Here is a 26,864-nt window from a genome sequence, read left to right on the forward strand (position 1 = left end):
ACCCAATTCTCACTGGGTTTGATATGTTTCTGCGGACGATATATCTTCTTTGCCCCGATTCACCATCATGTACTGGATAAACAGGAATATGCCAACATTCATCACGACATCACCAATGCTGATGACCTGTGTTCGTGGGTATGGACTCGATAGCGGGATGATGTCGCCGAGAAAGGCAAGATGGGTTGATGCGTCCATCATATAATGCTTGGATACGGCGGTGCCTTCCCGAAGCAGATCGACATAATAAGGCCCAAGCACAGCAGAAGCTTCAACGGAGACGGGCATGCGACCACCATTAAAAGCCATCACGATGAAGTTGAGAAACACCCCGATCCAGATCAGCGTGAACCCCCGATGATGTCTGTTGAGCCATAAAAAGATGAGGCCGGTGATATAAACAGCGGCAAACAGATAACCATTAATGGATGCTACCCAGCTCAACCGCTCCTGCATATAGAAAATGCCAAACTGGAAGAGTAACAGTAGAGGGAAGATCCAGCCGCCGCGTAGCTGGAGTGTTGCAAACTGGTTGAGCCCATAGCGGACCCCACCCCTGAATAGACCAACAATCAAGCCGATCAGAATACCGTCGTATACCATGATTAACCCCTGTTCTTGCGGACGTGCGCAACGATACTTGCGTGTTTGTGTACATAAGAAATTCGACCTGATATTGGCAATTCCTGCATGGTCAAAATGATTTTTAAGAAGAATTTTGTAAATGCATATATAAAAGCCGTCTTCCCGAAAAATAGAGGTCGAAACCTGAATCCGAATCGGTGAAGACGGCTTTATATTTTGCTAAAAAATGATAATTTCAGTCAAGTGTTTATCTAGGGCGATATTTACTCGGAACCACCATTCAAGTAATTAAAGAAAGGCTGATCCACCCAGAAGTTGTATGAGGTGATGTCTGCTTCAGGAGCCAGCTTGCGGAATCCTTCCTGAATAGCCTTGGCATTTTCTTTAAGTGAGAAAGATTGGGCATAATAATGACCAAGCGTAATTTTGTTGTTTGTAATCACTGGGAAATTAGCCAGTGCGGTTGGTGAGTAATACAGCGGCTGCCACCAGGAGTTGATGATCAGTGGAGATTGGCTGTTGCTGTTCTTTTTAGCAAATTTCAGAACGATGTCGTTGAAACGGGCTTTGTCCGCCGTGTTGTTAAATTCAAACTGAATGTCATATTCCTTCGCATAAGCGATGTAATTGCCATTCTCAATCTGCGTAACTTTGTAATCTGGTGTTTCTTTCGGCTCGCCCCACTCTTTCAAATAGATAAAAGCAGATGTCTTCGGCTGGAATTGTACATCGGCATCGATGCCTTCGCTACGAAGCAGGCCAATCAGCTGTACTGCATGATTGATGCTATCATGACCATAAGTTAACGTCAGTTCATCGATAAAGTTGGAGTCAAATCGGCTGTCTTTCAGGTTGTAACCTGTAACGAGATCCTCACGTAGCGCCTGATCTACAATCTTTCTCAGTTCCGGAGCTTCAATCAGATCTGCCGTGCGATATGCAGCATAGAGCTTGGAGTAGATATCTGCATCATTGGAGCGTCCGATTTCATTTTTATATTTACCTTGGCTGATCAACACACGTCCAAGCAAAATGTTCGCTGCATCCTTGCTTGCTGCGCCGCCCTTAACCAGAGCGGGATACAGACTCTCCGGAACAAGTCCTGTATCAATGGCCGCGGCCAGTTCTTGTCCAGCTTGTCCTTGCAAGCGATTCGGCTTGATGCCTGCTTTGGTAAGGGCCTTCGCTGTTTTGTCCGCAGGATAGGTGTAAGAGAGTTCTTTGAAACCAGCTGCCTTGACGGCGAGAAATACCGCTGTGTAAATGCTCAGTTGATCTTTCGCACGTACCTCCGTTGTTGATAACACACCGTTGTTGAACAGCGCAACAGCTGCCTCGTAGGCGTCGTCACCCGATTTCAGATCGCTGAAGGCAGGTGCCTTTGTGGCATCCGTACTTGTAGTGGAGGCGGAACTTGCTTCCGTAATGGCTGCTATGGCTTTGATAAAATCACCCTTGGATGATTGCTGTGGCAATTGGACACCGTACTTGGCTTGCAGGAATTGAGCGAAATCTGCTGCACTCTCTGTGTAGCCAGCTGGTGCTGTTGCTGCAGGGGTGTTCACTTGTAGCGTTTTAGGTGCAACTGGCGTTGCGGATGCTGCAGAAGCAGAAGCGGGCAGACTGAGACTGCCGAGGGTTACCGGAGCGGCGAGCAGGGCTGCCAGCGTAATCTGGGTGATCTTTTTCAAATGAAAAGCCTCCTTAAAATAGGTTGGAAATGATAGGTGAATGAAATATAATCCTGACAAATCCTATCAGAATATAATGATTGGATTGACTTTAGCACGGAGTCGCGCCAAATGTCAACGGAAAAAAGCCAGTTGCAATGCGGTTTCCAGAGTATGGAAACCAGTGTTGTTACGATGATCTTCCATATGAGTGTATACGCTGAAAGTTTTATTGACAAGGATCGACATTATCCGCTAGGATAATAAAAAAGATTATTGAAAAGGGGAATTTTCAAAATGAAAAGAGGTTTATCGTTCGTCTTATCAATTGTTATGTTGTCTATTTTGCTGGCCGCTTGTGGGAAATCAGCTACTAAAGACGAACAATCCGCTCAAGGCGGCGATTCTGAAAAATCCCTGCGAATGGCACTGGTACTTCCTGAAAAAATAGGGGTCAACCCTTTCTTTGTACAAATGGATGAAGGCTTCAAAAAAGCAGGTAAAGAGTTCAAGGTGGATACCAAAACGATTGAATCAACAGACCCTGCAGCATTCGAGCAAAACCTGCGTGCAGCTGTTGCTGAGAATTATGATCTGATTATTACAGCAACGTTCCAGGCAGAAGATGCACTCAAAAAGGTTGCTGCCGAGAATCCAAACAAGTCGTTTGCGATTGTAGACACAGCGATTGATCTGCCTAACGTTCGTAGCGTTGGTTTCCGTGAATATGAAGGAGCGTACCTGCTGGGTGCTGCTGCCGGACTTTCCACGAAAACGGATAAAGTGGGTATGGTCGCTGCAATGGACATTCCTTTGATTAAGAAATATACAGAAGGTTTCAAAGCAGGTCTGGAGTCGGTTAATCCAAAAGCAGAATTCCTGGTGAACTATGTTGGTGGTTTCAATGACCCGGCTAAAGCGAAAGAATTGGCACTGGTGCAATTCGGCAAAGGTGCTGACTTCATCGCAGGTGCATCTGCTGTAGGTGATCTTGGGGTGTTCGAAGCGGCAAAAGAAAAAGGCTTCTACACTTCTGGACAAGATACAGACCGTACAGTAGAAGATCCGGAGCATATCGTACTGTCCCAGTTGAAATCTACGGATACTGTGGCTTATGAGACCGTGAAAGATTTTGCGGAAGGTACATTCAAAGCAGGCGCAGTGAACTACGGCTTGAAAGAAGACGGTGTAGGCCTGACATACGTTACGCGTGACAGTGAGTCTCCATTGAATGCATTTGTTGGTCAAGAGGTTATCGACAAAGTTAAAGCGATCAAGGATGACATCGTATCCGGTAAGATTGTAGTTAAAGATCCATTGCAACAATAGTAAGGATATAAATCACTTCTTATATATGATCTGAAATATTTCATATGAAGAATGAGCAATGAATTGACGGATGTGTAATCCATCTAGTTAGCCGGCTGCCCAACCAGGCAGCCGGTTTTGCTACTGTTACAGTGACCATATATGTTGAACTTAACGTTTACACCATAACGGAGAGGACAGAAGAAACCTGGAGAAGCGAAGTGGTTGCCTGAAAGCTTTCTGCAAGAAAGCTACATCGGAGTGCCCAGTGTAACCATTTCACGTTGAACTTATATTAACCGAGAGGAGCGAACGCAAGATATGCTGTTGGAGATGGAGCAAATTACGAAGAAATACGGTAGCTTCACGGCGAACAAGGATATCCATTTTAATCTGCGCGAGGGGGAGATTCATGCTCTCGTCGGAGAGAATGGAGCAGGGAAAACGACGCTAATGCGTATGCTGTACGGGATGGAGCAACCGACAACAGGCACGATTAAAGTCCGTGGGCGCGAGGTAAGCTTTGCAACACCATCTCAGGCTATGGCGAGCGGGATTGGCATGGTGCACCAGCATTTCATGCTGTTTCCATCCTTTACGGTAGCGGAGAATATTGTCATTGGACGTGAACCTGCGGCGGCAGGGGTATTTGATCGAAAAAAAGCGGCAGCTCAGGTCGATGAATTGGGCAGACAATACGGCATGCCGGTCGACCCGTGGAAAAGAGTTGGAGAATGTCCCCTGGGTATGCAACAACGTGTAGAAATTCTTAAAGTGCTGCATCAGGGAGCAGACATCATTATATTGGATGAACCTTCGGCGGTGCTTACTCCGCTTGAAGTGAAAGAACTGCTGGCGAATATGAAATCGCTCGCGAAGCTGGGCAAAACCTTTGTCATTATCACACACAAGCTGCAAGAGGTTATGGATGTTGCGGATCGAATCACCGTACTTCGAGATGGACAAGTCACAGGTACATTAGAAGCGAATGATACCGATGTAGAGGAGTTGTCACGTCTGATGGTCGGGCGTGAACTGGTGCGAATGGACAAACCCGCATCTGTTCCGGGTGAAGCTGTGCTTCAGGTGGAAGCTGTTCAACTCTCGGGAGCCAAAGACCGCTCTGCACTTAATAATATTCATATGAAGGTTCGCAAAGGTGAAGTTGTCGGGATTGCGGGCATCTCCGGTAACGGTCAATCCGAATTGATTCAGGTGATTGCCGGGTTGCGGAAGCCGGATGGAGGGCGAGTGCTTCTATCCGGACAGGACACGACCAATTGGCCGGTACGCCGGATTCGGGAGCATGGTCTCGCCCATATTCCGGAAGACCGCTATATGTGGGGGGCAGCGAAGGATGCCAGCGTGAAGGAGAACGGACTGATGGGGCACCATCATCGTCTGCAAAAGCGGGGCATGATCAAGGCCAGAGCAGCCAAAGCAATGGTGGAAAGCTGGATCAAACAGTTTAGCATCAAGACAGGCTCGGCGGAAACAAAAGCCCAATTTCTATCGGGCGGTAACTTGCAGAAGCTGATTGCTGCACGTGAATTTGCGCAGGATACACCGTTTCTGATTGCAGCAGAGCCTACACGTGGGGTAGATATCGGTGCAATGGAGACTATTCACGCGGAATTGTTGCGCAAGCGGAATGAGGGAGCAGGTATCCTGTTGATCTCATCCGAGTTGTCAGAGATTTTGCAATTATCGGATCGCATTATCGTGATGTATGAAGGCGAGATTGCCGGAGAACTTCCGGCAGCGGAAGCGACAGAAGAACAGATCAGCTTGCTGATGGCAGGAGGGAAAGAGCGGGTATGAATCGGGTAAAAGAAACACTTCGCGGACTTGTGCAGCCGCTACTTGCCGTATTGATTGGCTTGCTCGCCGGTGCGATCGCCATTCTGGTCGTTGGCGGCAATGTCATAGATACGTATGCCGAGATGTGGAAGGGTGCCTTCGGTAACTTCTACTTCTTCACCAATACATTGGCACGTGCCACGCCGATTATTTTGGCGGGTCTGGGTGTTGCACTGGCATTCCGCGCCGGATTTTTCAATATGGGTGCGGAAGGCCAGATGATTCTGGGCGGACTCAGTGCGGCGCTCACGGCGCTTTATCTGCCAGGGCCGGGCTGGTTCGTATGTATTGCTGCCATCTTGGCGGGAATTATCGCCGGCGGTGTGTGGTCCCTTTTTGCAGGGTGGCTGGATGCACGCTTTGGCATGAACCTTTTGATTACCACACTACTGCTTAACTATATTGCGACGTATTTTGGTGGATATATGGTTTCGTATCCATTCAAAGATAAGACAGGATCAGCAGCGATGGCGCAGACACCAATGATTGATCAGAGTGTCTGGCTGCCGAAGCTATTTCAGGGTATGGGACTGCACGCGGGTTTCATTATAGCGATTATAGCGGCGATGGTGATCTACTGGTTTACGCATAAAACGGTGACGGGTTTTGAAATTCGTATGCTGGGTAGCAATCCGTCTTTTGCGGCTTATGGCGGTGTTCGCCGGATTCGTATGATGATGCTGTCCATGGTCATTAGTGGTGGACTTGCAGGTCTTGCGGGTGCTGGCGAAGTGCTAGGTACGCAGTATCGTTTCCTGGATGGCTCGTTATCCTCGGCAAGTTATGCGTGGAGCGGCATCATGGCTACATTGCTGGCACGCTCGCACCCAATGGGGACAGCTGTAGCAGCTATTCTGCTCGCGGCGTTACAGACAGGGGCGATGGGCATGGAGCGGAATACGGATGTCCCTCTGGAAGTTGGTAGCGTAATTCAGGCTGTCTTGACACTGTTTGTCTCGGCACAGATCGGTTATTCCTTCCTGAAGCGGAGAAAGGAGAAAAAGTCCAATGCAACAACTGTTTGATGCAGCCATGTTTGGCTCAACCTTGCGGATTATGACGCCGATTCTGCTCGCAGCACTTGGCGGGGCTTTATGTTCGCGCGTCGGTCTGTTTAACGTGGGTTTGGAAGGACTGGTGCTGATCGGGGCATTCTCCGCGATTGTGGGCAATTACTTGTTCGGCAATGTACTCTTGGCAGTACTGTTTTCGATTATTATCGTGATGCTGTTCTCGGCGCTTTTTGCATTTATAAGTATTAATCTCAAGGCTAACGCCATCGTCGTCGGTATATCGTTGAACTTTCTGGCGGCGGGACTCACGACCTTTGCCCTGCGGGCAATCTTCGACGTAAAAGGTGCATACTATGATAAAAATATGGTGGGCCTCCCGAAATTGGACATTCCGCTGATTAAGGATATTCCTTGGGTGGGCACGGTGTTATCTGGTCATAGCCCACTCGTATATCTAGGCATTATTATTGTTATTGCTTTACAGTTCTATCTATTTAAAAGTGTATCCGGCTTCCGTCTGCGTTCCGTGGGCGAGAATCCGATTGCGGCCCAGAGCATTGGCATCAAGGTACGCGGCATTCAGTATGGTGCTGTACTGATGTGCGGTGTACTGTGTGCACTGGCTGGAGCGCAGCTGTCCCTTGGTCAGGTGACGATGTTCACCGAAGGCATGACCGCAGGTCGCGGCTTCATCGCTTTGGTTGCTACGATGCTGGGACAAGCCAACCCGCTTGGGGTGATGGGGTCTAGTGTACTCTTTGGATTCATGGAAGCACTCAGTATTCGTCTGCAAGGCTTCTCTCTGCCAACCCATTTCACCATGATGTTGCCGTATATTGTAACACTGGTGGCGATGTTCTTTTTCAAAGACCGGACGTATGCGCAGGATGCATTGAAAGCAGGCGGAAGCTCACGTTAATTGTAGCAAAGGAGGAATCAGGGACGTGCATAACAAAGCTGAGCGTTTGAAAAAAACCAAAACACCACCACCGAAAGCTGGCGCCGATTACGGAGATCGGTTGCCGCCAGGTCAGGTGCTGACGGAGAAATTCCCGATTTTGCATGAAGGGGAAGTGCCGGAGTATGACCTTTCCACTTGGGATTTGAAGGTTTTTGGTGAAGTCGAAGAAGAGAAGGTGTTCTCTCTGGCTGAGCTTCAAGCGATGCCGCAGGTGAACATGGTAAGTGATATTCACTGCGTTACCCGCTGGTCAAAATTTGATACACCGTGGGAGGGTATCCGCTTCTCGGAATTCATGAAGCTGCTGGGGGTTAAACCAGAAGCGAAGTACGTCATGATTCATGCGGACCATGATTATGAGACCAATGTGCCACTCGAAGAACTGATGCATGATGATGTATTGCTTGCGTTCAAATATAACGGTGAGCCACTAACGCCGAAGCATGGATTCCCACTGCGACTGGTTGTGCCACAGCTGTATTTCTGGAAAAGTGCGAAGTGGGTGCGTGGGCTGGAGTTTATGACAGAGGATCGCAACGGCTTCTGGGAAAGCAATGGTTTCCACCATTTTGCCGATCCGTTCAAGGAACAGCGTTTCTCGGGTGAGGATCTGCCGATTCCTGAGGACGAGTGGACGAAGAAGGAGTTTGATTAAGATGTTGATGCCGATTTTGCAGATTCATTCGGAAGATATGCCAGCGTATGCTATCGTGTGCGGTGATCCGGCTCGTGCGGAGAAAATTTCTCGAAAGTTGGAGAATGCGAGAGAGCTCGCGTTCAGCCGCGAGTATCGTACATTTGTAGGTAAGTATGAAGGCATTCAGATGGCGGTGGTTAGTCATGGGGTAGGTTCACCGGGTGCAGCTGTGTGCTTCGAGGAATTGATTCGCGCAGGAGTGATAACCCTGATTCGTGTAGGCACAGCAGGCTCATATACAGCCGATTATCCAGCAGGTAGCGTTATTGTCAGCACTGCGGCTGTACGCTCCGATGGGCTGACACGTCAGCTAGTACCAGATGGCTTCCCGGCGGTGGCGGATATTGATGTGACCAGCGCATTGGTTGCTGCTGTACGTGAGACAGGCAGTGGTAAAGGTGAGGCTGTGAGTGGTGAGGCAGTAACAGAAGCTGGAGAAGTATTAGGAGCAGGAGCAGGCGCTACCAAGGTTGGTGTGGGAATCACGGTAACACTGGATGCATTCTTCACAGGAGTGGAGGAGATTCCACACCGCAAGTACAAGCAGGCTGGAGCACTTGCAGCCGAGATGGAGATCGCTGCACTCTATATCGTAAGCACCTTGCGTGGTGCACGGGCTGGAGCCATTGTAGCGATTGACGGCTTCGCAGACAGTGATCTTGCTGCCGAGTATGATCCGCATACCGATGCGGTCGCTAAGGCTGTGGAGCACGAGATCAATGCAGCGCTACGCGCACTTGCTACACTTGCTCGCCAAGATCAGGCGACAAGATAGCTTAAACATAATGTGAACGTCCACTGAGAGTGGACATTTTGTCAGACGTCCTTCTACGGTCATGAATATGGCCGGGGGGCGTCTTTTTTTACATCGAGGAAAGATATCCTATCATCGGAGTGCAGTGTGTAAGAACTTTTGTTCAGCTGATGTAGCTCAGAATGATTTTGAAATCATTGGGTAATTATATACAGGAACAGAATCCAACATGAGATTGCAAAAGGAGGATTTACACGATGACACAGAACAATCAACCTCAGGATGAAGCAAAACTTCGCAATAAACTGGATGAAGATGGCGACTCTTTGATGGAGAAAAAGAAGATCTTGAATGGCGTGGACATTGAGCCACAGGCGGATGATTGGGCAGCTAAACCATCACCGGTTGCTTATAACGAAGAAATCAATACAACCTCCAAAAAATAGTATTAATCGACAGAGCAGGTACCTTAGGGTATCTGCTTTTTCGTCCTAGTATAATATTATAAATACATAATAAGGAAAGGCGGAGGGAACAAATATGAAGAATACCATACAGATCCGAAAAGCACAGCTTGCTGACTATCTTGGTGTATCTACGTTGTTGGATCAATTACACGAGTTACATGTACAGGCAAGACCGGACATTTACAAACCTTTGCACCCCAGGCTTGGGGAAAAGGAGTATACCGATTGGCTTGCGAAGGATGATCGTTACCTCTATGTAGCGGAACACGTAGAGGCTGGTAAAATTGTCGGCTTCAGTAGCGCACAGCTGAGCATCATTCAGGATCATTCGCTTTTTGCGGATCGCAGGATGTTATATCTCCACGAACTCGTGGTGGATTCAAGTCACCAAGGACATGGAACAGGCAAACGATTAATGCAGACCATGTTGGATCTGGGAAGAGAGCTTCAGGCAGACCACTTAGAATTAACGGTTTCTACATTCAACTCGCATGCACAGGCTTTTTATGAACAGATGGGGCTAAGGGTGCGTAGCAGCAGAATGGAGTTTCCATTATAAGTGTAATTCGAGTAGTGGAATAAGTATGAGCATGAAGACTACATACACAAAATGTTCGATAATAAAATAAAATAAGTCCTTGAATACCCCGTGGGGGTATGTTAATCTGAATGAAGAACGAAAGAAAAGGGGTGTTATGATGGAACATCAAAGCCATCCCGAAGAGCCGGTATACACTGCGGAACAGCAGTCCGAGCAACAAGCGGATTCATGTCACGCCGTGAACCTCGATAAAGACGGCAAGCCCATTCGTAAAAGCCACCATTCGCAGGAGATGAAGGGCAACCTGATCTCTCGTTTGAACCGGGTCGAGGGTCAGATTCGCGGCATCAAAGGGCTGATTGATAAGGACACATACTGTGATGATGTGTTAACCCAGATCGCAGCAGCACAGTCAGCGCTCAATTCGGTAGGCAAGCTTTTGCTGGAAGGGCATATGAAGAGCTGTATTGTGGAACGTATTCAGGCCGGCGAACACGAAGTCGTGGATGAATTACTGGTTACCGTTAGAAAACTGATGAAGTAATGTGCAGATGATAAGCTATATATTTTGAACTAATCGTTTACACAGAAACGGAGTGCCCATGTAAATAATCTTTAGTTCAATTTATATAGTAAATACGAACATACTCAATCGAGGAGGAATGAAACATGTCTAATGTTACGTTGAATGTCAAAGGGATGTCTTGTAATCACTGTGTAAAGTCCGTTGAAGAAGCGGTGAAAAATGCGGGTGCAAATGGTCAGGTGGATCTGGCAGCCGGAACAGTAGCTGTAGAATATAATGAGCAGGCGGTTACCGTAGATCAGATCAAAGCCGCAATTGAAGATCAAGGATACGACGTTGTTTAATTGATTCGAGAGAAGTTCATTAACGAAAGATGGCAGTACAGGCTTAGACCTCTTGATTCTCAGTTGAACTTGATTATACAAGGGAGGGTTTAAGCCTGATTTTCCGTCCTAAATATACCCCTATGGGGTATGAGAATCGTTCGAAAGGAGCTGACATGATGACAACGGGCGCATCTGAAAATATAGAACCTGTACCAACTCCTGTACCTGTGGAGAATTCAGGTCTCAAGACAACCCTGCATATCACGGGAATGACCTGTGCCGCATGTTCTACACGTGTGGAGAAGGGGTTGTCCCGCATGGAAGGCGTACATGAAGCTAATGTGAACCTTGCCATTGAACAGGCGACCATCTCGTATGATCCCAAAACGACCAGTGTGAACGCATTACGGGACAAAGTCGCGGCACTTGGCTACGGTACGGTGACAGAATCCATCGATCTGGATATTACGGGTATGACCTGCGCAGCCTGTTCTGCACGTATTGAGAAAGGGCTGTCGCGGTTGCCGGGTGTCACCCAAGCTAACGTTAATCTGGCGCTGGAGACAGGGCATATTGAATATGCAACGGGTACCCTCAAACCGTCCGATATTACAGCCAAAATCAAACAGTTAGGCTACGGCGCTGCATTACAATTAACACAGGAGGAATCGACCTCTGTTCGGGAACGGGAGCTACAGCGTAAGAAATGGAAATGGATGATCTCCGCACTCTTGTCCATTCCGTTATTGTGGGCAATGGTTGCCCACTTCTCCTTTACATCGGGCATTTATGTACCTGAGCTGTTTTTGAACCCATGGTTCCAGCTGTTACTGGCGACACCCGTGCAATTTGTGATTGGATGGCAGTTCTATGTAGGTGCATATAAAGCGCTTCGCAATGGTAGTGCTAACATGGACGTACTTGTGGCACTCGGAACAAGCGCCGCCTTTTTTTATAGCCTGTATCTGACGCTCACGAGCGGGTACTTACCTGATGCCAGTATGGGTCAGAGTATGGATCATGGTGCAATGGGAACGGGTATAGGAACTGCTGCAGGAGCTACCGCTATGCCTATGGTGGAGCTGTACTATGAGACAAGTGCGATTCTGATTACGTTGATTTTACTTGGAAAATGGTTTGAGGCTGTGGCGAAAGGGCGCTCTTCACAGGCGATTAAAAGCTTGATCGAACTCGCTCCCCGTGAAGCACGTGTTATCCGTGACGGACAGGAAGTTCTAATTCCGGCTTCCTATGTAGCCGTTGGTGATCTGGTTCTGGTAAAGCCTGGAGACAGCATTCCGGTGGACGGTATCGTAGAAGAGGGTCAATCCTCTGTCGATGAATCCATGCTGAGTGGAGAGAGTCTACCTGTCGATAAAAAGCCTGGCGACCCCGTCACGGGTGCAACGCTGAACAAAAACGGTGTTCTTCGTATTCAGGCGACCCGAGTTGGCTCAGATACGGCTCTATCGCAAATTATTAAAGTGGTCGAACAGGCACAGGGATCAAAAGCACCTATTCAGCGGATTGCCGATGTGATCTCAGGAATATTTGTGCCTATTGTGGTGGGGATTGCCGTACTGACCTTTTTGATCTGGTATCTGTTTGCAAGTCCGGGGGACTTCGCCGGATCGTTGGAAAAAGCGATAGCTGTGCTCGTTATCGCTTGTCCATGTGCACTTGGGCTGGCGACACCGACCTCTGTCATGGCTGGTTCAGGTCGTGCGGCGGAATATGGCATTCTGTTTAAAGGCGGTGAACATTTGGAGTCAGCCCAGCAGATTCAGACGGTTGTGCTCGACAAAACAGGGACCGTTACCCAAGGCAAGCCAGTATTAACTGATGTTATTGCTGCACCCGGCTGGACAGAATCAGAGTTGCTTAAACGTGTTGGAGCGGCAGAGCAAAGCTCGGAGCACCCGTTAGCCGAGGCGATTGTGAACGGTATTCGGGAGAAAGGTCTGCTTTTGGAGTCAGCTGCATCGTTTGAGAACATCCCTGGTTATGGTGTCCGTGCAACGGTATCTGCTGAAGAGATTCTAGTGGGAACACGCCGCTTGCTGGCAGATGCGAACGTAGAGGTACCGGAGGAAGGCATACAGCAGATGAGCGCTTTGGAGGAACAGGGCCGTACGGCTATGCTGGTTGCTTCTCAAGGCCAGTGGGCGGGCATCATTGCGGTGGCGGATACGATCAAGGATACTTCTCGGGAGGCCATTGGACGGCTTCAATCTATGGGAATCGATGTCATTATGATTACGGGAGACAATGAACGAACAGCTCGTGCGGTAGCAGAGCAAGCGGGCATCCAGAACGTTTTGGCAGAAGTTCTCCCGGAAGGCAAGGCGGCCGAAGTGAAAAAATTGCAAGAGAGTGGCCGAAAGGTTGCCATGGTTGGAGATGGCATCAACGATGCCCCCGCACTGGCTACAGCCGATATCGGAATGGCGATTGGAACCGGAACCGACGTAGCGATGGAAGCCGCAGATATTACGTTGATGCGTGGTGACTTGAACAGCATTGCAGATGCCATCGAGATGAGCCGCCGCACGATGGGTAATATCAAGCAGAATCTATTTTGGGCGCTTGGCTACAATGTGATTGGCATACCGATCGCGGCCGCGGGATTTCTGGCTCCGTGGCTGGCAGGAGCTGCAATGGCATTCAGCTCGGTGTCGGTTGTGCTGAACGCCCTGCGGTTGCAGCGGATGAAGCTTGCTCGAACGAAGTCATAAGATAAGAGATTAACACTTGGGTAATAAGAGCTATGTAACAGATCAATGATGATCCTTTAAAATGCGCGGCTCGCTTCAAGGCGAACTGCGTATTTTTTTACGTAAAAGCGGTCATAAGCCAACCAAGATTGACACTCATGAAAATAAATCCAGCTTCATTCATGAAAATAAGGTCAACTTTTCTGAATATTACGAAAGATTATTGACAATATAGACATATACCTTTAAAATTTAAACGATCGTTTGATTCAAACGGATGTTTAAATCAAATTTGAACTATTTTGAAGATGGGGGAACCTAATTATATGTTGCAAGCTCTACGTACATTGTTTAAAAAACCACCAGTGATCATAGGCATTGTTACTGCACTGATGTTTCAGGTTATTTTTAGTGTGATCTGGATGACAGCATATTCCGGTGTGAACGATCGGACGAAAGAATTAACGGTAGCTATTGTGAATGAGGATGGTGAACTGTCCAAAGGGATTGCGGATCGATTGGCAGAAACATTGCCTTTCCATACCGTGGCTAACCTGAGTGCCTCTGAAGCACTGGATCAATTGAACCATCATCAAGTGCACATGGTGCTGGACATTCCGGCAGGATTTAATGAATCCCTTCAAACGGCTGGCGCCACTGCCGAGATTAAATATACGATCAATGAAGCCAATCCGGTAACGATTAAAAGTATGATGCAAGGTGTGTCACAGAGCGTGACCAACACCATTAACAAACAAGCTTCCGCGCAAGGCGTGCAAACTGTACTTACCGCTTCCGGTGCTTCGGCCGATCAAGCTGCTCAGGCCGCTAAGAACCTGACCAACCGGGTGGAAGGCAAGACGACATCGATTAATCCGGTGAACGGCATGAACAATCAGATGGTACCGATGATGATGGTGCTTGCCTCTTATGTAGGCGCCATGATTATGGGCATGAATCTTCAAGTAGCTATGGGTATGTTATCTTCAATGTATTCTCGCATGACATTGTTTGGTGCCCGAGTTGTCATTAATGTAGGTTCCGCATTGGTTGTTTCTTTGCTTGGTTCTTCTCTGATCGTGGCATTGGGGGGACAGATTGCACAAGGATTTGTGGCCTTCTGGCTGTTCCAGGCACTGTTCCTGTGTACGTTCATGTTTTTCTCCCAGTTCTTCCTGATTTGCTTTGGACCAGCAGGAAGTGTGTTTAACATCATCTCGCTATCCCTGCAACTGGTGTCATCCGGTGCGATGGTGCCGCGTGAATTGTTGAACAGCTTCTACAGCGGAATCGGTCACTACTTGCCTGCAACCTATGCGGTTCAGGGTATTCTAAGCGTGCAACTAGGTGGCCCGGGCGTGCAGTCTGCCGCAGGTTCCATCGTTGTTGTACTGCTGATCGCTGTTGCACTGTCCCTCGTTGTGACGCTGCTCAAAAAAGGGCGCAAACCGGCTGGCATGCCAAGCCCGGCTCCAGCAAACAGCTAATATACGTACGCATTATGAAGCTGCGTCGTTTGTACCAAGCACCCCGGTGATTTTCATCGGGGTGCTTGGTGTAATATAATAGATGGGATGAAGTGAGGGCTACAGTCTGCGTAAAATACTGTAGCAACTGACATGAACGGATAAGAGGAGAGAAACAAATGACGGAACCGGAATTGGATATCAAAACGAGGATATTGCTTGCAGCTAAAAAACTTTTTGCATTACAAGGGTATGACGGGACGAGTGTTCGTCAAATCTGTGATGAGGCGGGGGCAAATGTGTCGCTGGTGTCTTATCATTTTGGCGGTAAAGAGAAAGTGTTCGATGCACTATTTGAGCATTTTTTCCCTGAACATATTCTGAGTAAGTTAGCTGCAGAATCGATGTCCCCTGTAGAAGGTATCCGCCGAATTGTTGGTGAAGTCGTGAGGTTTACGATGACGGATCGCGAGATGAGTGACATTGTACAGTTGGAGATTACGCTGCGTACTCATCGGACTGCAACGGTGTTTCAATATCTGGATCCGGTCTGGAATAAAGTAAGAGAGTATCTACAGCAAGGTAAAGATGAGGGACTGTTCAAGATTGAATCTTCATCCTATGCCATGCTTCAGGTTATGGGCGTAGCACTTGCGCATAAGCGGGCCAAGCACTCGCGTTTTGGTTTTGATTATCAGGATATGAATACAGAGGAACTTGCCGAAGAGACGGTAGAGTTCGTACTTCGAGGATTAGGAGTGAACAGCCATGAATGAAACGATTGAACTGATGATGAGGCATCGCTCTGTACGCAAATTCAAGCCAGACCCGGTCGGTGAGGAACAACTCGCAGCTATTGTAGAGGCAGGACAGATGGCCTCCTCTTCAAGCAACGTACAGGCCTATTCGGTGATTGCCGTGACAGATCAAGAGCAGAAAGCCAAACTGGCTGAGCTTGCCGGGGGCCAGGCTTATGTCAATGAATGTCCGGTCTTTCTCGTATGGTGTGCTGACCTATATCGATTGAAGGATGCAGCGGCGCGTCATCTTCCGGAGAAGGAGTCTTATGCGGACTCCACCGAAAACTTTATGGTAGCTACGATTGATGCTGCCCTTGCTTCTCAGAATGCTGCTCTTGCAGCCGAATCGCTCGGTTTCGGCATTGTATATATCGGCGGAATCCGCACTCGTATTGAAGAAGTAGCTACATTGCTCCAATTACCGGATGGCGTTTATCCAGTATACGGGATGTGTATTGGGGTTGCAGATCAGGAAACCGGTATCCGGCCACGTCTTCCACTGAAGGCGGTATTACATCATAATCACTACCAGCCTGCTCAGACCCTGGAAGGTGTTCAGGAGTATGATGTGACCACGACGGAATACTTGAAAGAACGTACCCACGGTGAGCGCGCAACCCCGTGGTCTGAACTCATGGCGAAGCGTCTTACCGAGCCTGCTCGTATGCAGGTGAGAGCATTCCTTGAACGCAGAGGGTTCTTGAAGCGGTAATCATTCTGAGTATTTAGTGGAACCACCAAAGAAGGGGAGGAGGAAGGCTGATTGAATTTTAAAAGGTCTTTTGTAATTTTCCTGTCTGCAGCTACGTTAATTGTTCTTGTCTCTGTATCTGTTTTTGGAGATAAGTCTGAGTCTAAAGATTCTAATGTTGCTCAAAAAAATCAGGGTGTATATCAAGTTAATCAGTCCGGACAAACCTACGGGAAATTTGTAGATCCATCAGTGGAACCTGATTTAATCTCCGCAATAGGTATTGACGGCAAAAACGGCTATGTACTCTCATCCGATCTCATTGGTTCTGATCCTGCAACACCTGAGGAGGCAGTGAAACATCAGATGGAAAAAGAAAAAGGTAATCAACGAATTCCCCTGTATGACAAAGATGGCAAAACAGTTATTGGTCAATTTGAGCTTACAACAAATGAATAGTGTTTACATCCTAGAGTATCTGCGTAGTAGACATAATTCACTAACTCAGACAAATGACAGAAAATAAATAAAAAAACAGCGAACACACCTCTATTACAAGTGTTCGCTGTTTTTTTATTCTCAAGTGGAAGTAACTGTACAGACGTTCTCTCTTCCGTATGTTAAAAGGTGAGGCTCTGTTTACCAATCACATTAGTAGAGTCTACTTATGAAGACGAGGAGGCTATTTACACAATTGAATGGCGTAACTTAAGGCACAACATAACGCCATAATTCATACCAAATGGAATGGGTTATGAATTACTCCCGTTCTCTTATCTCTTATTCTGGCAGGCGATAAAAACGCATGGTGTTCCGGTAAAAAAGACGTGTGGCTCGCTCGATTCCCATACCTGTAACCTCACTCCAGGCCTGAATCACCTGACGTGTCATAGCCGGGTGTGTCATCTTGTCTTGAAACGGCCCTTCAAAAGGCCAAGGCCCATCGGTCTCGGCCATCACTTGCTCTGCTGGATATTGCCTTGCGAGTTCGCGGATCTCCGTCTCGTATAGAATATCGGGTGTGAAGGAGATATAATACCCGTTGTTTGCCATACGCCGAATGGTCTGTTTTGATCCTTTGAACCAGTGAAAGTGGGCGCGTGTAAACTGATGTTTCTCCAGCAGTTCGCAGGCTATATCGGCATCCTCATACACGGCATGCAGGATGATGGGTTTATGGTGTTTTTTGGCGAGTATGATGAACTGCTCCAGCAGATCAATATATCCGTTTTGGTCAAAGCTAAGGCCTGCTCGCTGTGCTTCTTCACGGTTGTAATAGGGCAAGCCTACCTCACCGATGGCAATAGCATGTCCAATGTTTTCTTCAATCCAAAGAAAGAACTTTTCTTGCTCGTTGAGGGAGGGAAGTTGCTGTTCGGGATGATAGCCAAAAGCCGGATAGATGTAACGCGGATGCTGTTTAGCAAGTTCCAGATTGGCCTGAGCAGAAGCCAGATTCATGGAAACCGCAATGACGGCTTCGACCTGATGCGATGGTAAGCTTAACAACATCTTCTCCTGTTCCTCATGTGTGTATTTATCAAAATGAATGTGGACATCGATTAATGGTGCAAACGTTGGAGAATGCATGGGGGAGTGCCTCCTTATATCGTAGGTATGTATATATATAACGCCGAGTTCATGGTGTTGGATCACCCATATTAGGAAAATATAACTAAAAAGCCCACGCTATCAAGATAGGCGGGCTTTCTGCTGTTCTTCTTTCATCCACTGGGCAATCTGCCGTTTGCGTTCGAGAAAGGCAGGCTCTTCTGTTATTTCATCTCGTCTTGGACGGTCAAAAGGAACATGAACCTCGTGTAGCACAGCCGCCGGTCGATTGGATAATACATAGACCCGATCCGCCAGTAACAGTGCTTCCTCGATATTATGGGTGATGAATAGCACCGAGCGACGATTCTGTTCCCAGATATCCAGCAACCAGCGTTGCATGTCGCTCCGCGTCAGAGCATCGAGCGCGCTAAATGGCTCATCAAGCAGCATCAGTTCCTGCGGGCTGAGCAGTGCACGAAGGAAAGCAACACGCTGTTGCATTCCGCCTGACAGTTGATGAGGATATGCCCGCTCGAAGCCTGCAAGGCCAACGCTGCCCAGCCACTGTCTTGCCTCTGCGAGCGCTTCGGCACGCGGAGCAACGGGGGCAGTGAACGCTGTAGCAGAAGCGATCTCACCTGCCAGCAACACATTGTCTTCAATGGTTCGCCATGGGAAAAGGGCAGGTTGCTGCGGCATATAGCTGATATGTCCGCGTTGTCCCGTAACCTGCTTGCCATTCATGAGCACTTCGCCGTCCTGTGGCTTGAGCAGGCCGCCGATGATGTGGAACAGGGTACTTTTCCCGCATCCGGAAGGGCCAACGATGGCGACAAACTCCCCTTTTTGTACCGTAAGGGACAAGCCATTCAACACAGACAGTTTCCGCCGCCGTTCCTTGAAGGACACATGCAAGTTAACAATGTCTAGCGCGGGAGGAACCGAAATGGAACCCGGACCATTCGTTTTATCCTTCGGGTATCTTTTCATAGGGAATCACTTCCTAAGTACATAATACGTTAACCTCTGATATGCAAAACTAGCGCTTCTGTGGGCGCCAGCGAACGAGCAGCTTCTCTAACAGCGCAATGAGCAGGAAAAGAAGCAGGCTGAGTGCCACGATAATCATGATGGCAACAAAAAGGCGATCCGTGCGGTAAGCCGATTTCTGCAACATCATATAATAGCCGATGCCTTTGTCGGCACCAATCCATTCCGCGATGATTGCACCCATGACACTGTATGTGGCGGCGATTTTGACACCGGAAAATATCGATGGAAGGGCATGCGGAAGCTCCAGTTTCCAAAAGATATGACGGCGATTCGCACCTGCCATGCGCATATAGTTCATCATCGCCGCATCCGTGCGTGTTAGACCGTCCATGGTAGCGACTGCTACCGGGAAGAAGCAGACCAGAATGATAGTAATCAATTTGGGTAGCAGGCCAAAGCCGAACCAGATCAGCAGGAGCGGTGCAAGTGCGATGGTCGGGATATTTTGACTAAGAATAAGTAGTGGATACAAAGCTGACTTCAGAAAAGGGATCAGATGCAGTACCATGGCAATGAACAGACCGACCGCTGTCCCGGCGACAAATCCGATAAGGGTTAGCTGAATCGTTGCAGAGGCGTGCATACCCAATCGGTCAGCCTGAGACGCCGCTTCGCGAGCGATATCGGACGGGGCGGGCAACATCCATTTCTCAATGTGGAATAGGGAGACGGCCCCTTGCCATATCGCAATAAAGAGAATAACCGCCACGAGGGGCGGCCATACACTTTTGAAATAGGTAGACATTAGCGATATTTCTCCGTCAGTGTATCCATGCTGAATCCGTCCGGGCTATGTGCAATTTTGATCTGGGAGATGATGCTTGGACTACCAGCTTCCACAAGTACCTCGTGCATTTTGCGAACAACCTCCAGCAGTTCATCCAGTTCGCCTTCCATGGTGGTATCTAGCGCATTGACCTGATATTTCAGGCCGGATTGCTGAATCACTTCGATGGCACGGTCTACGTATGGATAGGAGTTCTCGCCGTTCGGTGTTTTGGGAATAACCTGAATACTGAGTAATGTACTTGCCATAAGAAATCAATGCTCCTTTCGGGTGTGGGTGGATAAGTAGATATGGTCGTTGTACACTGTAACACTCCGATGACAGAATAACCTTCCAATCGCTGTTATCCCCAGATTTTTTGATTCCCTTTTCCAAAGGGGAAAATCCGGTGATAAAGGCGAAGCGTATGCTTCCGATGCTAGCTTTCTTTCAGAAAGCTTTTAGCTCCGCTTTTTCAGGTTTTTTCTGTCCTCTCCGTTTCTTGTGTACAAAAAATTCAACTTATCCATTAAGCTGTGGAAAAAATTCAAGAGAAAGCGCGCTTATGAGGTGGTTTTCCTTAGAAAACCTTATAAGCGTTGACTTCTTCAATTTTTTTCTGCCCTCTTCGTTCAAAACGTGTAAATATCAAGGTTCATGGTTACAGTTAGATTTAATATTACTGTGGTAAAAATTCGTTCGTGTAGGCTTTCGTTACATCGATCTCTTTATCCAGCAGTTTTTTGCTGAACATCCAGTCGGTGTAGTTCTTCCATACCTCTTCCTTTTGTTCACCCCAGCGCGGGGCATCATCTTTGTATTTCGGGCTGAGCCACTTTTGGCTTGCGAGTACTAATTCTTTGTCCAAATCGGGAACAGCTTTGATCAAAATGTTCGCTGCTTCTTCAGGGTGATCAATCGCATATTGATATCCTTCAGAAGTGGCCTTCAGGAAAGCCTTCACCAGTTCAGGGTCTTTCTGAATCGTCTGTTCATTGGTCACGAGTACAGGGGTGTAGTAATCCAGCGCTTTGGCATAATCTTTTACATATAACATGTCAATCGGTTCTCCGCGTAATTCAGCCTCAATTCCCGTCCAGGCATAGAAAATCCACGCAAAGTCGATGTCCCGTTTCACAGCTGTGAAGAAGTCGGCATCGCCCATGTTAATCTTTTTGACTTTGGATACGTCAGCACCTTCGCCCTCCATAATGGATTGCATCACCGCTTCTTCCACCGGGGAACCCCAGCCGCCGTAAGTTTTACCTTCAAAGTCTTTGGGTGATTTGATCTTACGATCCACTGGAGCGGCAAAACCGGATGTATTATGCTGAATAACTGCGGCAATCGACACAAGGGGAACGTCCTGCGTCCGCGCCTGAGTTACACTTTCCTGATAACTGACGCCAAACGGTACCTCACCCGAGGCAACCATCGTATCCGCACCGCCGGCTCCCGGCTGTACAATCTCCACGTTTAAACCTGCTGCTTTATAAAAACCTTGGTCCACCGCTGCATACAGACCGGTATGATTCGTATTTGGAGTCCAGTCGAGCACGACCTTTACATCTTTCAGTGCAGTACCGCTCCCCTGGTTGGTTTGGTCCGAACCAGTCGCACCTTGCTGCTCTGTTGGAGCGGCTTCTTTGCCACCACATGCAGCTACGGTAACCAGTAGCACACACATGAGTAACATTCCCATCGTTTTACGCCATTTCATTGTGTTTCTCTCCTTCGTTATGTCCGGCCGAATGGCACGGGGTACTCCTTGGCTTCATATCCAATCCCTTTGCATAAATCGCCGGATTTATACGTGCGGGTTATCCGAATAACGTCATTTTTCTGTTTCTGCTGGCAAAAGAAAACAAAAAAAGCGCCCCGTAATCCGGGACGCGTGCAGGCGTGAGAGAGTGGCGTTCAGCTTATAGCTGTGCCGTTGCAATTTACTCCGATTCCTACGCTGGCATGATCCAGATCAGGTCTAAGGGTTAGTATCTTGATGGGATACACTCTCAGCCGGCCAATTCCGACTCCCCTGGGAAACTATGAAGTTACGGGCATTACTAGGTGTAATTATAGGCCAGTGACAGGATTGTGTCTACATAAGTTGGACTAAAAATATTTTCACAAAATGTTCACTTATGTGACGGTAGCCTGATTGTCTATAATGATCCAAGTTACAGAAAGGATGAGTGTATTGCCAGTAAACAAGAAACAACAAGTGATTTTTGGACTTATGATGTGTACAGGAATGGTCGTAGTGATGATGACCTTCAATTTATGGCATACGGGGATGTTAAGTCAGATGTCCGTGCCGCAGCTATTGCTCCAATTTGTGATCTGTTTTGCCATCGCCTTTTTGGTGGAATCGTTCATCGTGGGACCGATAGCGAGAAAAATTACATTTTCCTTCTCATTTGCGAGGTCGAGTAAAATTAGAGGTGTAGTTACGATGTCCTTTTTCATGGTAATCGGCATGGTTTTGCTCATGTCTTTATATGGCATCATTACAGCCTATACTGCAGGTCAGCTAGAAGGAGATTCCGTAATCAATGCGTATCTTCATACGATTGTACGTAACTTCGGTCTGGCATTGCCTTATCAGTTGATTGTACTCGGGCCGCTAGTGCGTTATGTATTTGGCAAGTTGTTCAAGGGACCAGTAGCCGTTGTGTCGGTTTAAATCATCGTATCGTTATCCATCATAACAAAAGTATTTCCTGGGCAATCCTGTGGTTTAAGAAGTTCTAGCGTAAGCGATCCAAAACAAAATACCAATAATCACAGCAGCAATAATGATCGTAGTGAAAACTCCGCTCAACCATGAACCTCGCTGGGCTTGGCGGGCAAGTTCATCTGCTCTTTGTTTGGCGGCTTCGCCCTCGGATGAATTCAGATGGTTTGGGTCCATATTCATGCAATATCTTCTCCCCTCGACAGCTTAATTTACCATAGTCTGAACTGTTATATAGGACAACTCATATATATTTGAAAAAACGGTTACTCGACTAATTGTTTAATGGAAGCTAAAGCCATGACGATACTAATTGCAAGAAGGAAAATACCTCTGAATTTAATACGTATGATGTCGGAAAGTATTAACTCGTCTTTATTCCGGTTGAAAGGCCAGGAATTCGGTATGAGCAGGGCTCTGATTCCAAAGACGAGTCCGAATAAACTAATCAACAGAAAGATGATGAAGAAAAACATAAATTCACCCCTTGGTGTTTTAGAAGTTATTTCAATTGTACTTGATCCAGCTTTGGAAAGATACGTAAACGGGCATCTATCAGTTGCAATGTTGTTCTGTCTTCGTATATACTGAGAAACACAATTACAGATCGGATCATGCCGTTGAAGAGAATCCAACTCAGAGGCGTTTTCGCCAGGGAGCGAATTGAAACTATCCCAAGTTAACCGGAACCGCCCGTTATCGCGGACCAAGAGGCTGATCAGGAGATTTGAACTGATTTGGCAAGTTGGGTGGCACCGCGAGCAGAGCGCTCCTCGTCCCAAGGGATGAGGGCGCTCTTTGTATTTTTTTAGCCAAAGGAGACGGTGATCATGTTAGAAATGAAGTGGGTTCGGGCACATGCAGAAGAGGTTCAGGCGGCAGCAGACGGGAAAAAGATCAAGGTTGATATCGATGCGTTAATACAACGGGATGACGAGCGAAAATTGCTTTTGCAGCAAACGGAAGAAGCGCGTCGTCAGCGTAATACACTATCGGCTGAGATCGGGAAGCTTATGCAGTCGGGTGAGCGTGAGCAAGCGGAGAAGATGCGGGGACAGGTTAAACAATTGAATGAACAGCTGGAGCAAGAGGAAGCCAAGCTGGCGGTAATCCAGGAGGAAGTGACCAGACTGCAATGGCTGGTGCCTAATATCGTGTCGCCAGATACGCCTGTGGGCTTGTCGGATGAAGATAATGTAGAGCTACGGCGAGTGGGAGAGCTACCTGTGTTTGACTACGAGGCCAGAGATCATGTCGAGCTGGGAGAGATGCACGAACTGATCGACATTCCGCGCGGCGTTAAGATCGGTGGAACGCGAAGCTATGTATTGAAGGGGGCAGGTCTGTTGTTACACCGGGCGGTACAGCAACTTGCACTGGACCTGTTGCTGAAGCAGGGATTCACCCCGCTGGAGGTTCCACTCATGGTCAGGGAGGATACACTGGTAAACACCGGATTTTTCCCGACAGGCCGGGATCAGGTATATGAATTGCAAGGAGAGAACAAATGGCTGGTCGGCACATCGGAAGTACCGCTGGTTTCTTATTATGCGGATGAAGTGATTGATGTGAAAGAGCCCGTAAAGCTGGCCGCAATATCGACATGTTTCCGTAGTGAAGTAGGCTCGGGAGGACGGGATGTACGGGGCTTGTACCGTGTACACCAATTTGCCAAAGTAGAACAGGTAATCCTGTGTGCGCCGGATGCGGCGGAATCGGAACGGATGTTACAGGAGATTACGGGACATGCAGAGGAATTGCTGCAACGGCTTGAATTGCCCTATCGTGTAGTGGCGGTATGTACGGGAGATATGTCGCAGAAAACGTACAAACAGTATGACATCGAAACATGGATGCCAAGCCGCGAAGCATATGGGGAAACCCATTCGTCCTCGAATTTGCATGATTTTCAGGCTCGGCGTTCGAACATTCGCTGCCGTGATGAGGAGGGAAAGCTGGTCTACTGTCATACGCTCAACAATACTGCCGTAGCTTCACCGCGCATTTTGATCCCACTGCTGGAAAACCATCAGCAGGCAGATGGTAGCATTTATATTCCGGCAGCTTTGCGTCCATATATGGGCGGGGCCGAACGCTTGATTTTGCCAGAGCATGAGAAGGAATGAAATAGAGAATAAGCAAATAAAGAGGAGCCCGCATTGGGTTCCTCTTTATTCAAACATATGATCAATAACCCATTGATATTCTTTTTCAAACCGGGATGCCAATTTGATATTTTCTATGTTTACCGTATTCCTTATATATGTCAGGTCAATGTTATCGAATTGGCTATACATGAGGTAACGAGCCCATTCCAGGCTACGGGCATCAGACCAGAACTCGGCTGCTCTTAATCGATCTAGGATCAGATCATCTATTCCAATCACATAACAATAACCTTCTGGTGTGTTTAATTTGATTATTTTTTCTTTCGAACCCTCAAGTGTATCCGAAGGAATTTCAATTGGTATATCCATCTCAGATACATAGTAATGCCTTCCTTCTCGGACGAAACCTAGTTCATCAAATAGGGCTCGTGCTAAATCATCTCGGATCATTACAAGATCAACATCAGCTGTCTTATAGCTTCCAGATGTATATAGTTCAACGGCATTTCCACCAACAATGATTGCTGGATCTGCATCTAGTTCATCAAGTATAGGAGTTATGATCCCCATGACATAGAATTCTTTAAGTTCTCTTCTGGATACATCGCCTGCAAGTTCAATAAGCTTTTCTTTAGCCCATTGAATTTTTTTCTGTATTTCTGGTGTTTTTATACGATCCATGATTCACCTGTATTCTTAACGCAGCTTCCATTCAAGCTCGTTAATAATTTCGATTTTTCCGGATTGCAATGCCTTTTCAAAACGATTGCGGGCCGTTCTCATTAGTAAGACCATCTCATCTTCTGAGCGTACCTTCGTAGATGTTGAAGTGGAAATGGTTCTCATGCGTTTGCGATTATTGGTGACAGCGACCACGTCCAGCAGATTCTTTTCGATCATACATGCTTCACCTCACTTGTTCAGGTTTATTAGAACAGTATTTCATCGCTTATATATATTATACAATGAAAATCATAAAATGGTTCTACCTGTCCTTGCACTTTGTCATTTAACTTTAACCATCCAATGTCCGATATAAAGTATAGTGGATAGTAAAATATTAGGCGAAAAATAAATTAAACGGTTGGATGATGGGAGAATGAGACTGGACATGGACAAGAGTCGAATCAAATGGTCGTTACGAGGTATGCTTGCTCTAATTATCGCACTTACGGTTGTATTGCCTACGTCAGTTTGGGCAGCGTCAGGTGATGTCATTTCAATTGAAATTTCAGGTAGCAGTCCACAGAAGATGAATGTGGGGGAGACTACATCCTATCAGGTGCTGGCGACGGTGGAAGGCGCGGACCATAAACAGGATGTTACCGGGGGAGTAACCTGGTCCACTAGCAATACTGCTGTGGTGACAATCACAAAAGGTAAAGTCAAAGCGATCGCTGCAGGCGAAGCTACGATTGTTGCTCAATTGAGCGGGGTTAAAGCACAGGTGGTTGTTCAGGTGCAGGATAAAATCAAAAGCATCAAGGCTTCACCTAATGCGTATACGTTTGTAAAAGGAAACGAAGGCACGCTTCCGAAAGTCAGCATTACGCGTGCTAATGGCAAGGAAGAGGAAGTCACATCCGATATTGTATGGACGGTGTCCAGTAACCTGGCTGTGATTGAGAACGGAAATATCAAAGGCGTCACTCCTGGTAAAGTGATACTGCAAGGGAAGTACGGGTCGACTCTCGTTAAAGTACCGATAACGGTGACAGACACCATTAGCAAGATAGAGGTTAAGCCTGCAACAATCCAGTTAACGATCAAAAAATCTAGCCCACTTAAAGTGATGGGGACGTACTCCAGTGGCAAAACAGTAAACCTATCCAAATCTGTTGTGTGGACGTCATCCAATCCCGGCGTGGCAGCAGTGAAAAATGGTACGGTCAAAGGGATGAACGAAGGACAAGCCACCTTGACTGGTACGTATCAGGGTCAGACCGTTACTGTACAAGTCAACGTAGTACCTACGCTCCAGAAGCTGATTATGGGTCAGAAGAGTTTGGTTTTGTCTCCGCAGTCCAGCTCGGCTCTAGGGGTAATGGCTCAGTATGATACAGGGAAAACGTTGATGGTGACAGGAAGTGCGGTGTGGAGCAGTTCTAAGCCGAATATCGCCACCGTAACAAATGGCAGAATCGTTGCTGTAGCCAAAGGTAAAACAAGCATTACCGCGAAGTGGGGCAATAAAAAAGTGACGATACCTGTGACGGTAAAATAATGTTCCCTTTTTCCATATAAGTGTTGATCAGATCGAATTGAATCCA

The 26,864-nt window shown here is 47.4% G+C and carries 29 protein-coding genes and 1 riboswitch; of the genes, 19 read left to right on the forward strand and 10 right to left on the reverse strand.

What is annotated here, in order from left to right:
* Positions 1-9 precede the first annotated feature (9 nt).
* Positions 10-603 (reverse strand): DUF5317 domain-containing protein, encoded by a 594-nt coding sequence (locus MKY23_RS02245; protein WP_090918822.1) that lies wholly within the window; start codon positions 601-603, stop codon positions 10-12.
* 245 nt (positions 604-848) lie between these two features.
* Positions 849-2,276: a hypothetical protein gene (locus MKY23_RS02250; protein WP_336121280.1), complete on the reverse strand. Its 1,428-nt coding sequence runs from the start codon at positions 2,274-2,276 to the stop codon at positions 849-851.
* Positions 2,277-2,387: 111 nt separating this feature from the next.
* Between MKY23_RS02250 and MKY23_RS02255 the strand changes: the two genes are divergently transcribed.
* From MKY23_RS02255 to MKY23_RS02330, 16 genes are all read left to right on the forward strand, one after another.
* The gene (locus tag MKY23_RS02255; RefSeq protein ID WP_336121279.1) at positions 2,388-2,519 is read left to right on the forward strand and encodes a hypothetical protein; all 132 of its coding nucleotides are present in this window, start codon (positions 2,388-2,390) and stop codon (positions 2,517-2,519) included.
* Between the two features lie 33 nt (positions 2,520-2,552).
* Positions 2,553-3,584, forward strand: coding sequence for a BMP family protein (locus tag MKY23_RS02260; protein WP_090918818.1), 1,032 nt, complete (start codon positions 2,553-2,555; stop codon positions 3,582-3,584).
* Between the two features lie 300 nt (positions 3,585-3,884).
* Entirely contained in the window at positions 3,885-5,384 is a 1,500-nt protein-coding gene (locus MKY23_RS02265) for an ABC transporter ATP-binding protein (RefSeq protein ID WP_339834961.1), read from the forward strand.
* The gene (locus MKY23_RS02270) at positions 5,381-6,448 is read left to right on the forward strand and encodes an ABC transporter permease (protein ID WP_339834963.1); all 1,068 of its coding nucleotides are present in this window, start codon (positions 5,381-5,383) and stop codon (positions 6,446-6,448) included. The genes MKY23_RS02265 and MKY23_RS02270 overlap by 4 nt, the downstream gene beginning before the upstream one ends.
* Complete coding sequence (locus MKY23_RS02275; protein ID WP_154984937.1) at positions 6,432-7,355, forward strand: ABC transporter permease; 924 nt, start codon at positions 6,432-6,434, stop codon at positions 7,353-7,355. The genes MKY23_RS02270 and MKY23_RS02275 overlap by 17 nt, the downstream gene beginning before the upstream one ends.
* Positions 7,356-7,380: 25 nt before the next feature.
* On the forward strand, positions 7,381-8,052 hold the full coding sequence (locus tag MKY23_RS02280) for a sulfite oxidase-like oxidoreductase (protein ID WP_090918811.1): 672 nt from the start codon (positions 7,381-7,383) through the stop codon (positions 8,050-8,052).
* Between the two features lies 1 nt (position 8,053).
* Positions 8,054-8,869, forward strand: a complete 816-nt coding sequence (locus MKY23_RS02285; RefSeq protein WP_339834965.1) for a nucleoside phosphorylase — start codon at positions 8,054-8,056, stop codon at positions 8,867-8,869.
* Positions 8,870-9,105: 236 nt separating this feature from the next.
* A complete protein-coding gene (locus MKY23_RS02290) occupies positions 9,106-9,294 on the forward strand; it encodes a hypothetical protein (protein ID WP_090918807.1) in 189 nt (62 codons plus the stop codon).
* Between the two features lie 94 nt (positions 9,295-9,388).
* Positions 9,389-9,874 carry a GNAT family N-acetyltransferase gene (locus MKY23_RS02295; protein ID WP_339834967.1) on the forward strand — a complete coding sequence of 162 codons (486 nt, stop codon included), beginning with the start codon at positions 9,389-9,391 and terminating at the stop codon, positions 9,872-9,874.
* Positions 9,875-10,013: 139 nt separating this feature from the next.
* Positions 10,014-10,400, forward strand: coding sequence for a metal-sensitive transcriptional regulator (locus tag MKY23_RS02300; RefSeq protein ID WP_090918802.1), 387 nt, complete (start codon positions 10,014-10,016; stop codon positions 10,398-10,400).
* A 125-nt stretch (positions 10,401-10,525) separates the two neighbouring features.
* Positions 10,526-10,726, forward strand: a complete 201-nt coding sequence (locus MKY23_RS02305) for a copper ion binding protein (protein WP_090918799.1) — start codon at positions 10,526-10,528, stop codon at positions 10,724-10,726.
* A gap of 122 nt (positions 10,727-10,848) precedes the next feature.
* The gene (locus MKY23_RS02310) at positions 10,849-13,443 is read left to right on the forward strand and encodes a heavy metal translocating P-type ATPase (protein WP_339834971.1); all 2,595 of its coding nucleotides are present in this window, start codon (positions 10,849-10,851) and stop codon (positions 13,441-13,443) included.
* A 305-nt stretch (positions 13,444-13,748) separates the two neighbouring features.
* Entirely contained in the window at positions 13,749-14,909 is a 1,161-nt protein-coding gene (locus tag MKY23_RS02315; protein WP_154891443.1) for an ABC transporter permease, read from the forward strand.
* A gap of 158 nt (positions 14,910-15,067) precedes the next feature.
* Entirely contained in the window at positions 15,068-15,664 is a 597-nt protein-coding gene (locus MKY23_RS02320; RefSeq protein ID WP_145334097.1) for a TetR family transcriptional regulator, read from the forward strand.
* Positions 15,657-16,400, forward strand: coding sequence for an oxygen-insensitive NADPH nitroreductase (gene nfsA / locus MKY23_RS02325; protein WP_154984928.1), 744 nt, complete (start codon positions 15,657-15,659; stop codon positions 16,398-16,400). Before MKY23_RS02320 ends, nfsA begins: the two co-directional genes overlap by 8 nt.
* A gap of 51 nt (positions 16,401-16,451) precedes the next feature.
* Entirely contained in the window at positions 16,452-16,838 is a 387-nt protein-coding gene (locus MKY23_RS02330) for a hypothetical protein (protein ID WP_339834976.1), read from the forward strand.
* A gap of 321 nt (positions 16,839-17,159) precedes the next feature.
* Here the strand turns inward: MKY23_RS02330 and MKY23_RS02335 are convergent, their stop codons facing one another.
* From MKY23_RS02335 to MKY23_RS02355, 5 genes are all read right to left on the reverse strand, one after another.
* On the reverse strand, positions 17,160-17,969 hold the full coding sequence (locus tag MKY23_RS02335) for a TatD family hydrolase (protein ID WP_339834978.1): 810 nt from the start codon (positions 17,967-17,969) through the stop codon (positions 17,160-17,162).
* A gap of 102 nt (positions 17,970-18,071) precedes the next feature.
* Positions 18,072-18,923: an ABC transporter ATP-binding protein gene (locus MKY23_RS02340; protein WP_154891441.1), complete on the reverse strand. Its 852-nt coding sequence runs from the start codon at positions 18,921-18,923 to the stop codon at positions 18,072-18,074.
* A 49-nt stretch (positions 18,924-18,972) separates the two neighbouring features.
* Positions 18,973-19,731, reverse strand: coding sequence for an ABC transporter permease (locus MKY23_RS02345; protein ID WP_339834980.1), 759 nt, complete (start codon positions 19,729-19,731; stop codon positions 18,973-18,975).
* On the reverse strand, positions 19,731-20,021 hold the full coding sequence (locus MKY23_RS02350; RefSeq protein ID WP_090918785.1) for an MTH1187 family thiamine-binding protein: 291 nt from the start codon (positions 20,019-20,021) through the stop codon (positions 19,731-19,733). Before MKY23_RS02350 ends, MKY23_RS02345 begins: the two co-directional genes overlap by 1 nt.
* 410 nt (positions 20,022-20,431) lie before the next feature.
* Positions 20,432-21,472, reverse strand: coding sequence for an ABC transporter substrate-binding protein (locus MKY23_RS02355; protein ID WP_154984924.1), 1,041 nt, complete (start codon positions 21,470-21,472; stop codon positions 20,432-20,434).
* Between the two features lie 214 nt (positions 21,473-21,686).
* Positions 21,687-21,799, reverse strand: a riboswitch (TPP riboswitch).
* Between the two features lie 141 nt (positions 21,800-21,940).
* On the opposite strand from MKY23_RS02355, the gene MKY23_RS02360 reads away from it, so the two are divergent.
* A complete protein-coding gene (locus MKY23_RS02360; protein ID WP_339834984.1) occupies positions 21,941-22,435 on the forward strand; it encodes a hypothetical protein in 495 nt (164 codons plus the stop codon).
* A gap of 54 nt (positions 22,436-22,489) precedes the next feature.
* On the opposite strand, the gene MKY23_RS02365 is transcribed toward MKY23_RS02360, so the two are convergent.
* Positions 22,490-22,669, reverse strand: a complete 180-nt coding sequence (locus MKY23_RS02365) for a hypothetical protein (RefSeq protein ID WP_154984922.1) — start codon at positions 22,667-22,669, stop codon at positions 22,490-22,492.
* Positions 22,670-23,316: 647 nt separating this feature from the next.
* Here MKY23_RS02365 and serS point away from each other — a divergent pair.
* Positions 23,317-24,612, forward strand: a complete 1,296-nt coding sequence (gene serS, locus MKY23_RS02370) for a serine--tRNA ligase (RefSeq protein ID WP_154984921.1) — start codon at positions 23,317-23,319, stop codon at positions 24,610-24,612.
* 45 nt (positions 24,613-24,657) lie between these two features.
* Here the strand turns inward: serS and MKY23_RS02375 are convergent, their stop codons facing one another.
* Both MKY23_RS02375 and MKY23_RS02380 read right to left on the reverse strand, forming a co-directional pair.
* Positions 24,658-25,275, reverse strand: coding sequence for a UbiD family decarboxylase (locus MKY23_RS02375; RefSeq protein WP_154984920.1), 618 nt, complete (start codon positions 25,273-25,275; stop codon positions 24,658-24,660).
* A 15-nt stretch (positions 25,276-25,290) separates the two neighbouring features.
* Positions 25,291-25,494 (reverse strand): hypothetical protein, encoded by a 204-nt coding sequence (locus tag MKY23_RS02380; RefSeq protein WP_123065546.1) that lies wholly within the window; start codon positions 25,492-25,494, stop codon positions 25,291-25,293.
* A gap of 211 nt (positions 25,495-25,705) precedes the next feature.
* Here MKY23_RS02380 and MKY23_RS02385 point away from each other — a divergent pair, with 211 nt between their 5' ends.
* Positions 25,706-26,818: an Ig-like domain-containing protein gene (locus tag MKY23_RS02385; protein ID WP_339834989.1), complete on the forward strand. Its 1,113-nt coding sequence runs from the start codon at positions 25,706-25,708 to the stop codon at positions 26,816-26,818.
* The last annotated feature ends 46 nt before the right edge of the window (positions 26,819-26,864 follow it).

Origin of the sequence: Paenibacillus sp. FSL R7-0272 (genome assembly GCF_037969905.1) — a bacterium.
In the GTDB taxonomy this organism is placed as follows: Bacteria; Bacillota; Bacilli; order Paenibacillales; family Paenibacillaceae; genus Paenibacillus; species Paenibacillus polysaccharolyticus.

Bases quoted from the DNA above. Each gene is read 5' to 3' on its own strand.
- MKY23_RS02245 (WP_090918822.1), bottom strand. From the start codon at position 603: ATGGTATACGACGGTATTCTGATCGGCTTGATTGTTGGTCTATTCAGG.
- MKY23_RS02255 (WP_336121279.1), top strand. From the start codon at position 2,388: ATGTCAACGGAAAAAAGCCAGTTGCAATGCGGTTTCCAGAGTATGGAA.
- MKY23_RS02260 (WP_090918818.1), top strand. From the start codon at position 2,553: ATGAAAAGAGGTTTATCGTTCGTCTTATCAATTGTTATGTTGTCTATT.
- MKY23_RS02265 (WP_339834961.1), top strand. From the start codon at position 3,885: ATGCTGTTGGAGATGGAGCAAATTACGAAGAAATACGGTAGCTTCACG.
- MKY23_RS02270 (WP_339834963.1), top strand. From the start codon at position 5,381: ATGAATCGGGTAAAAGAAACACTTCGCGGACTTGTGCAGCCGCTACTT.
- MKY23_RS02275 (WP_154984937.1), top strand. From the start codon at position 6,432: ATGCAACAACTGTTTGATGCAGCCATGTTTGGCTCAACCTTGCGGATT.
- MKY23_RS02285 (WP_339834965.1), top strand. From the start codon at position 8,054: ATGTTGATGCCGATTTTGCAGATTCATTCGGAAGATATGCCAGCGTAT.
- MKY23_RS02290 (WP_090918807.1), top strand. From the start codon at position 9,106: ATGACACAGAACAATCAACCTCAGGATGAAGCAAAACTTCGCAATAAA.
- MKY23_RS02295 (WP_339834967.1), top strand. From the start codon at position 9,389: ATGAAGAATACCATACAGATCCGAAAAGCACAGCTTGCTGACTATCTT.
- MKY23_RS02300 (WP_090918802.1), top strand. From the start codon at position 10,014: ATGGAACATCAAAGCCATCCCGAAGAGCCGGTATACACTGCGGAACAG.
- MKY23_RS02305 (WP_090918799.1), top strand. From the start codon at position 10,526: ATGTCTAATGTTACGTTGAATGTCAAAGGGATGTCTTGTAATCACTGT.
- MKY23_RS02310 (WP_339834971.1), top strand. From the start codon at position 10,849: ATGGGGTATGAGAATCGTTCGAAAGGAGCTGACATGATGACAACGGGC.
- MKY23_RS02315 (WP_154891443.1), top strand. From the start codon at position 13,749: ATGTTGCAAGCTCTACGTACATTGTTTAAAAAACCACCAGTGATCATA.
- MKY23_RS02320 (WP_145334097.1), top strand. From the start codon at position 15,068: ATGACGGAACCGGAATTGGATATCAAAACGAGGATATTGCTTGCAGCT.
- nfsA (WP_154984928.1), top strand. From the start codon at position 15,657: ATGAATGAAACGATTGAACTGATGATGAGGCATCGCTCTGTACGCAAA.
- MKY23_RS02335 (WP_339834978.1), bottom strand. From the start codon at position 17,969: ATGCATTCTCCAACGTTTGCACCATTAATCGATGTCCACATTCATTTT.
- MKY23_RS02340 (WP_154891441.1), bottom strand. From the start codon at position 18,923: ATGAAAAGATACCCGAAGGATAAAACGAATGGTCCGGGTTCCATTTCG.
- MKY23_RS02345 (WP_339834980.1), bottom strand. From the start codon at position 19,731: ATGTCTACCTATTTCAAAAGTGTATGGCCGCCCCTCGTGGCGGTTATT.
- MKY23_RS02350 (WP_090918785.1), bottom strand. From the start codon at position 20,021: ATGGCAAGTACATTACTCAGTATTCAGGTTATTCCCAAAACACCGAAC.
- MKY23_RS02355 (WP_154984924.1), bottom strand. From the start codon at position 21,472: ATGAAATGGCGTAAAACGATGGGAATGTTACTCATGTGTGTGCTACTG.
- MKY23_RS02360 (WP_339834984.1), top strand. From the start codon at position 21,941: ATGAGTGTATTGCCAGTAAACAAGAAACAACAAGTGATTTTTGGACTT.
- MKY23_RS02365 (WP_154984922.1), bottom strand. From the start codon at position 22,669: ATGAATATGGACCCAAACCATCTGAATTCATCCGAGGGCGAAGCCGCC.
- serS (WP_154984921.1), top strand. From the start codon at position 23,317: ATGTTAGAAATGAAGTGGGTTCGGGCACATGCAGAAGAGGTTCAGGCG.
- MKY23_RS02375 (WP_154984920.1), bottom strand. From the start codon at position 25,275: ATGGATCGTATAAAAACACCAGAAATACAGAAAAAAATTCAATGGGCT.
- MKY23_RS02380 (WP_123065546.1), bottom strand. From the start codon at position 25,494: ATGATCGAAAAGAATCTGCTGGACGTGGTCGCTGTCACCAATAATCGC.
- MKY23_RS02385 (WP_339834989.1), top strand. From the start codon at position 25,706: ATGGACAAGAGTCGAATCAAATGGTCGTTACGAGGTATGCTTGCTCTA.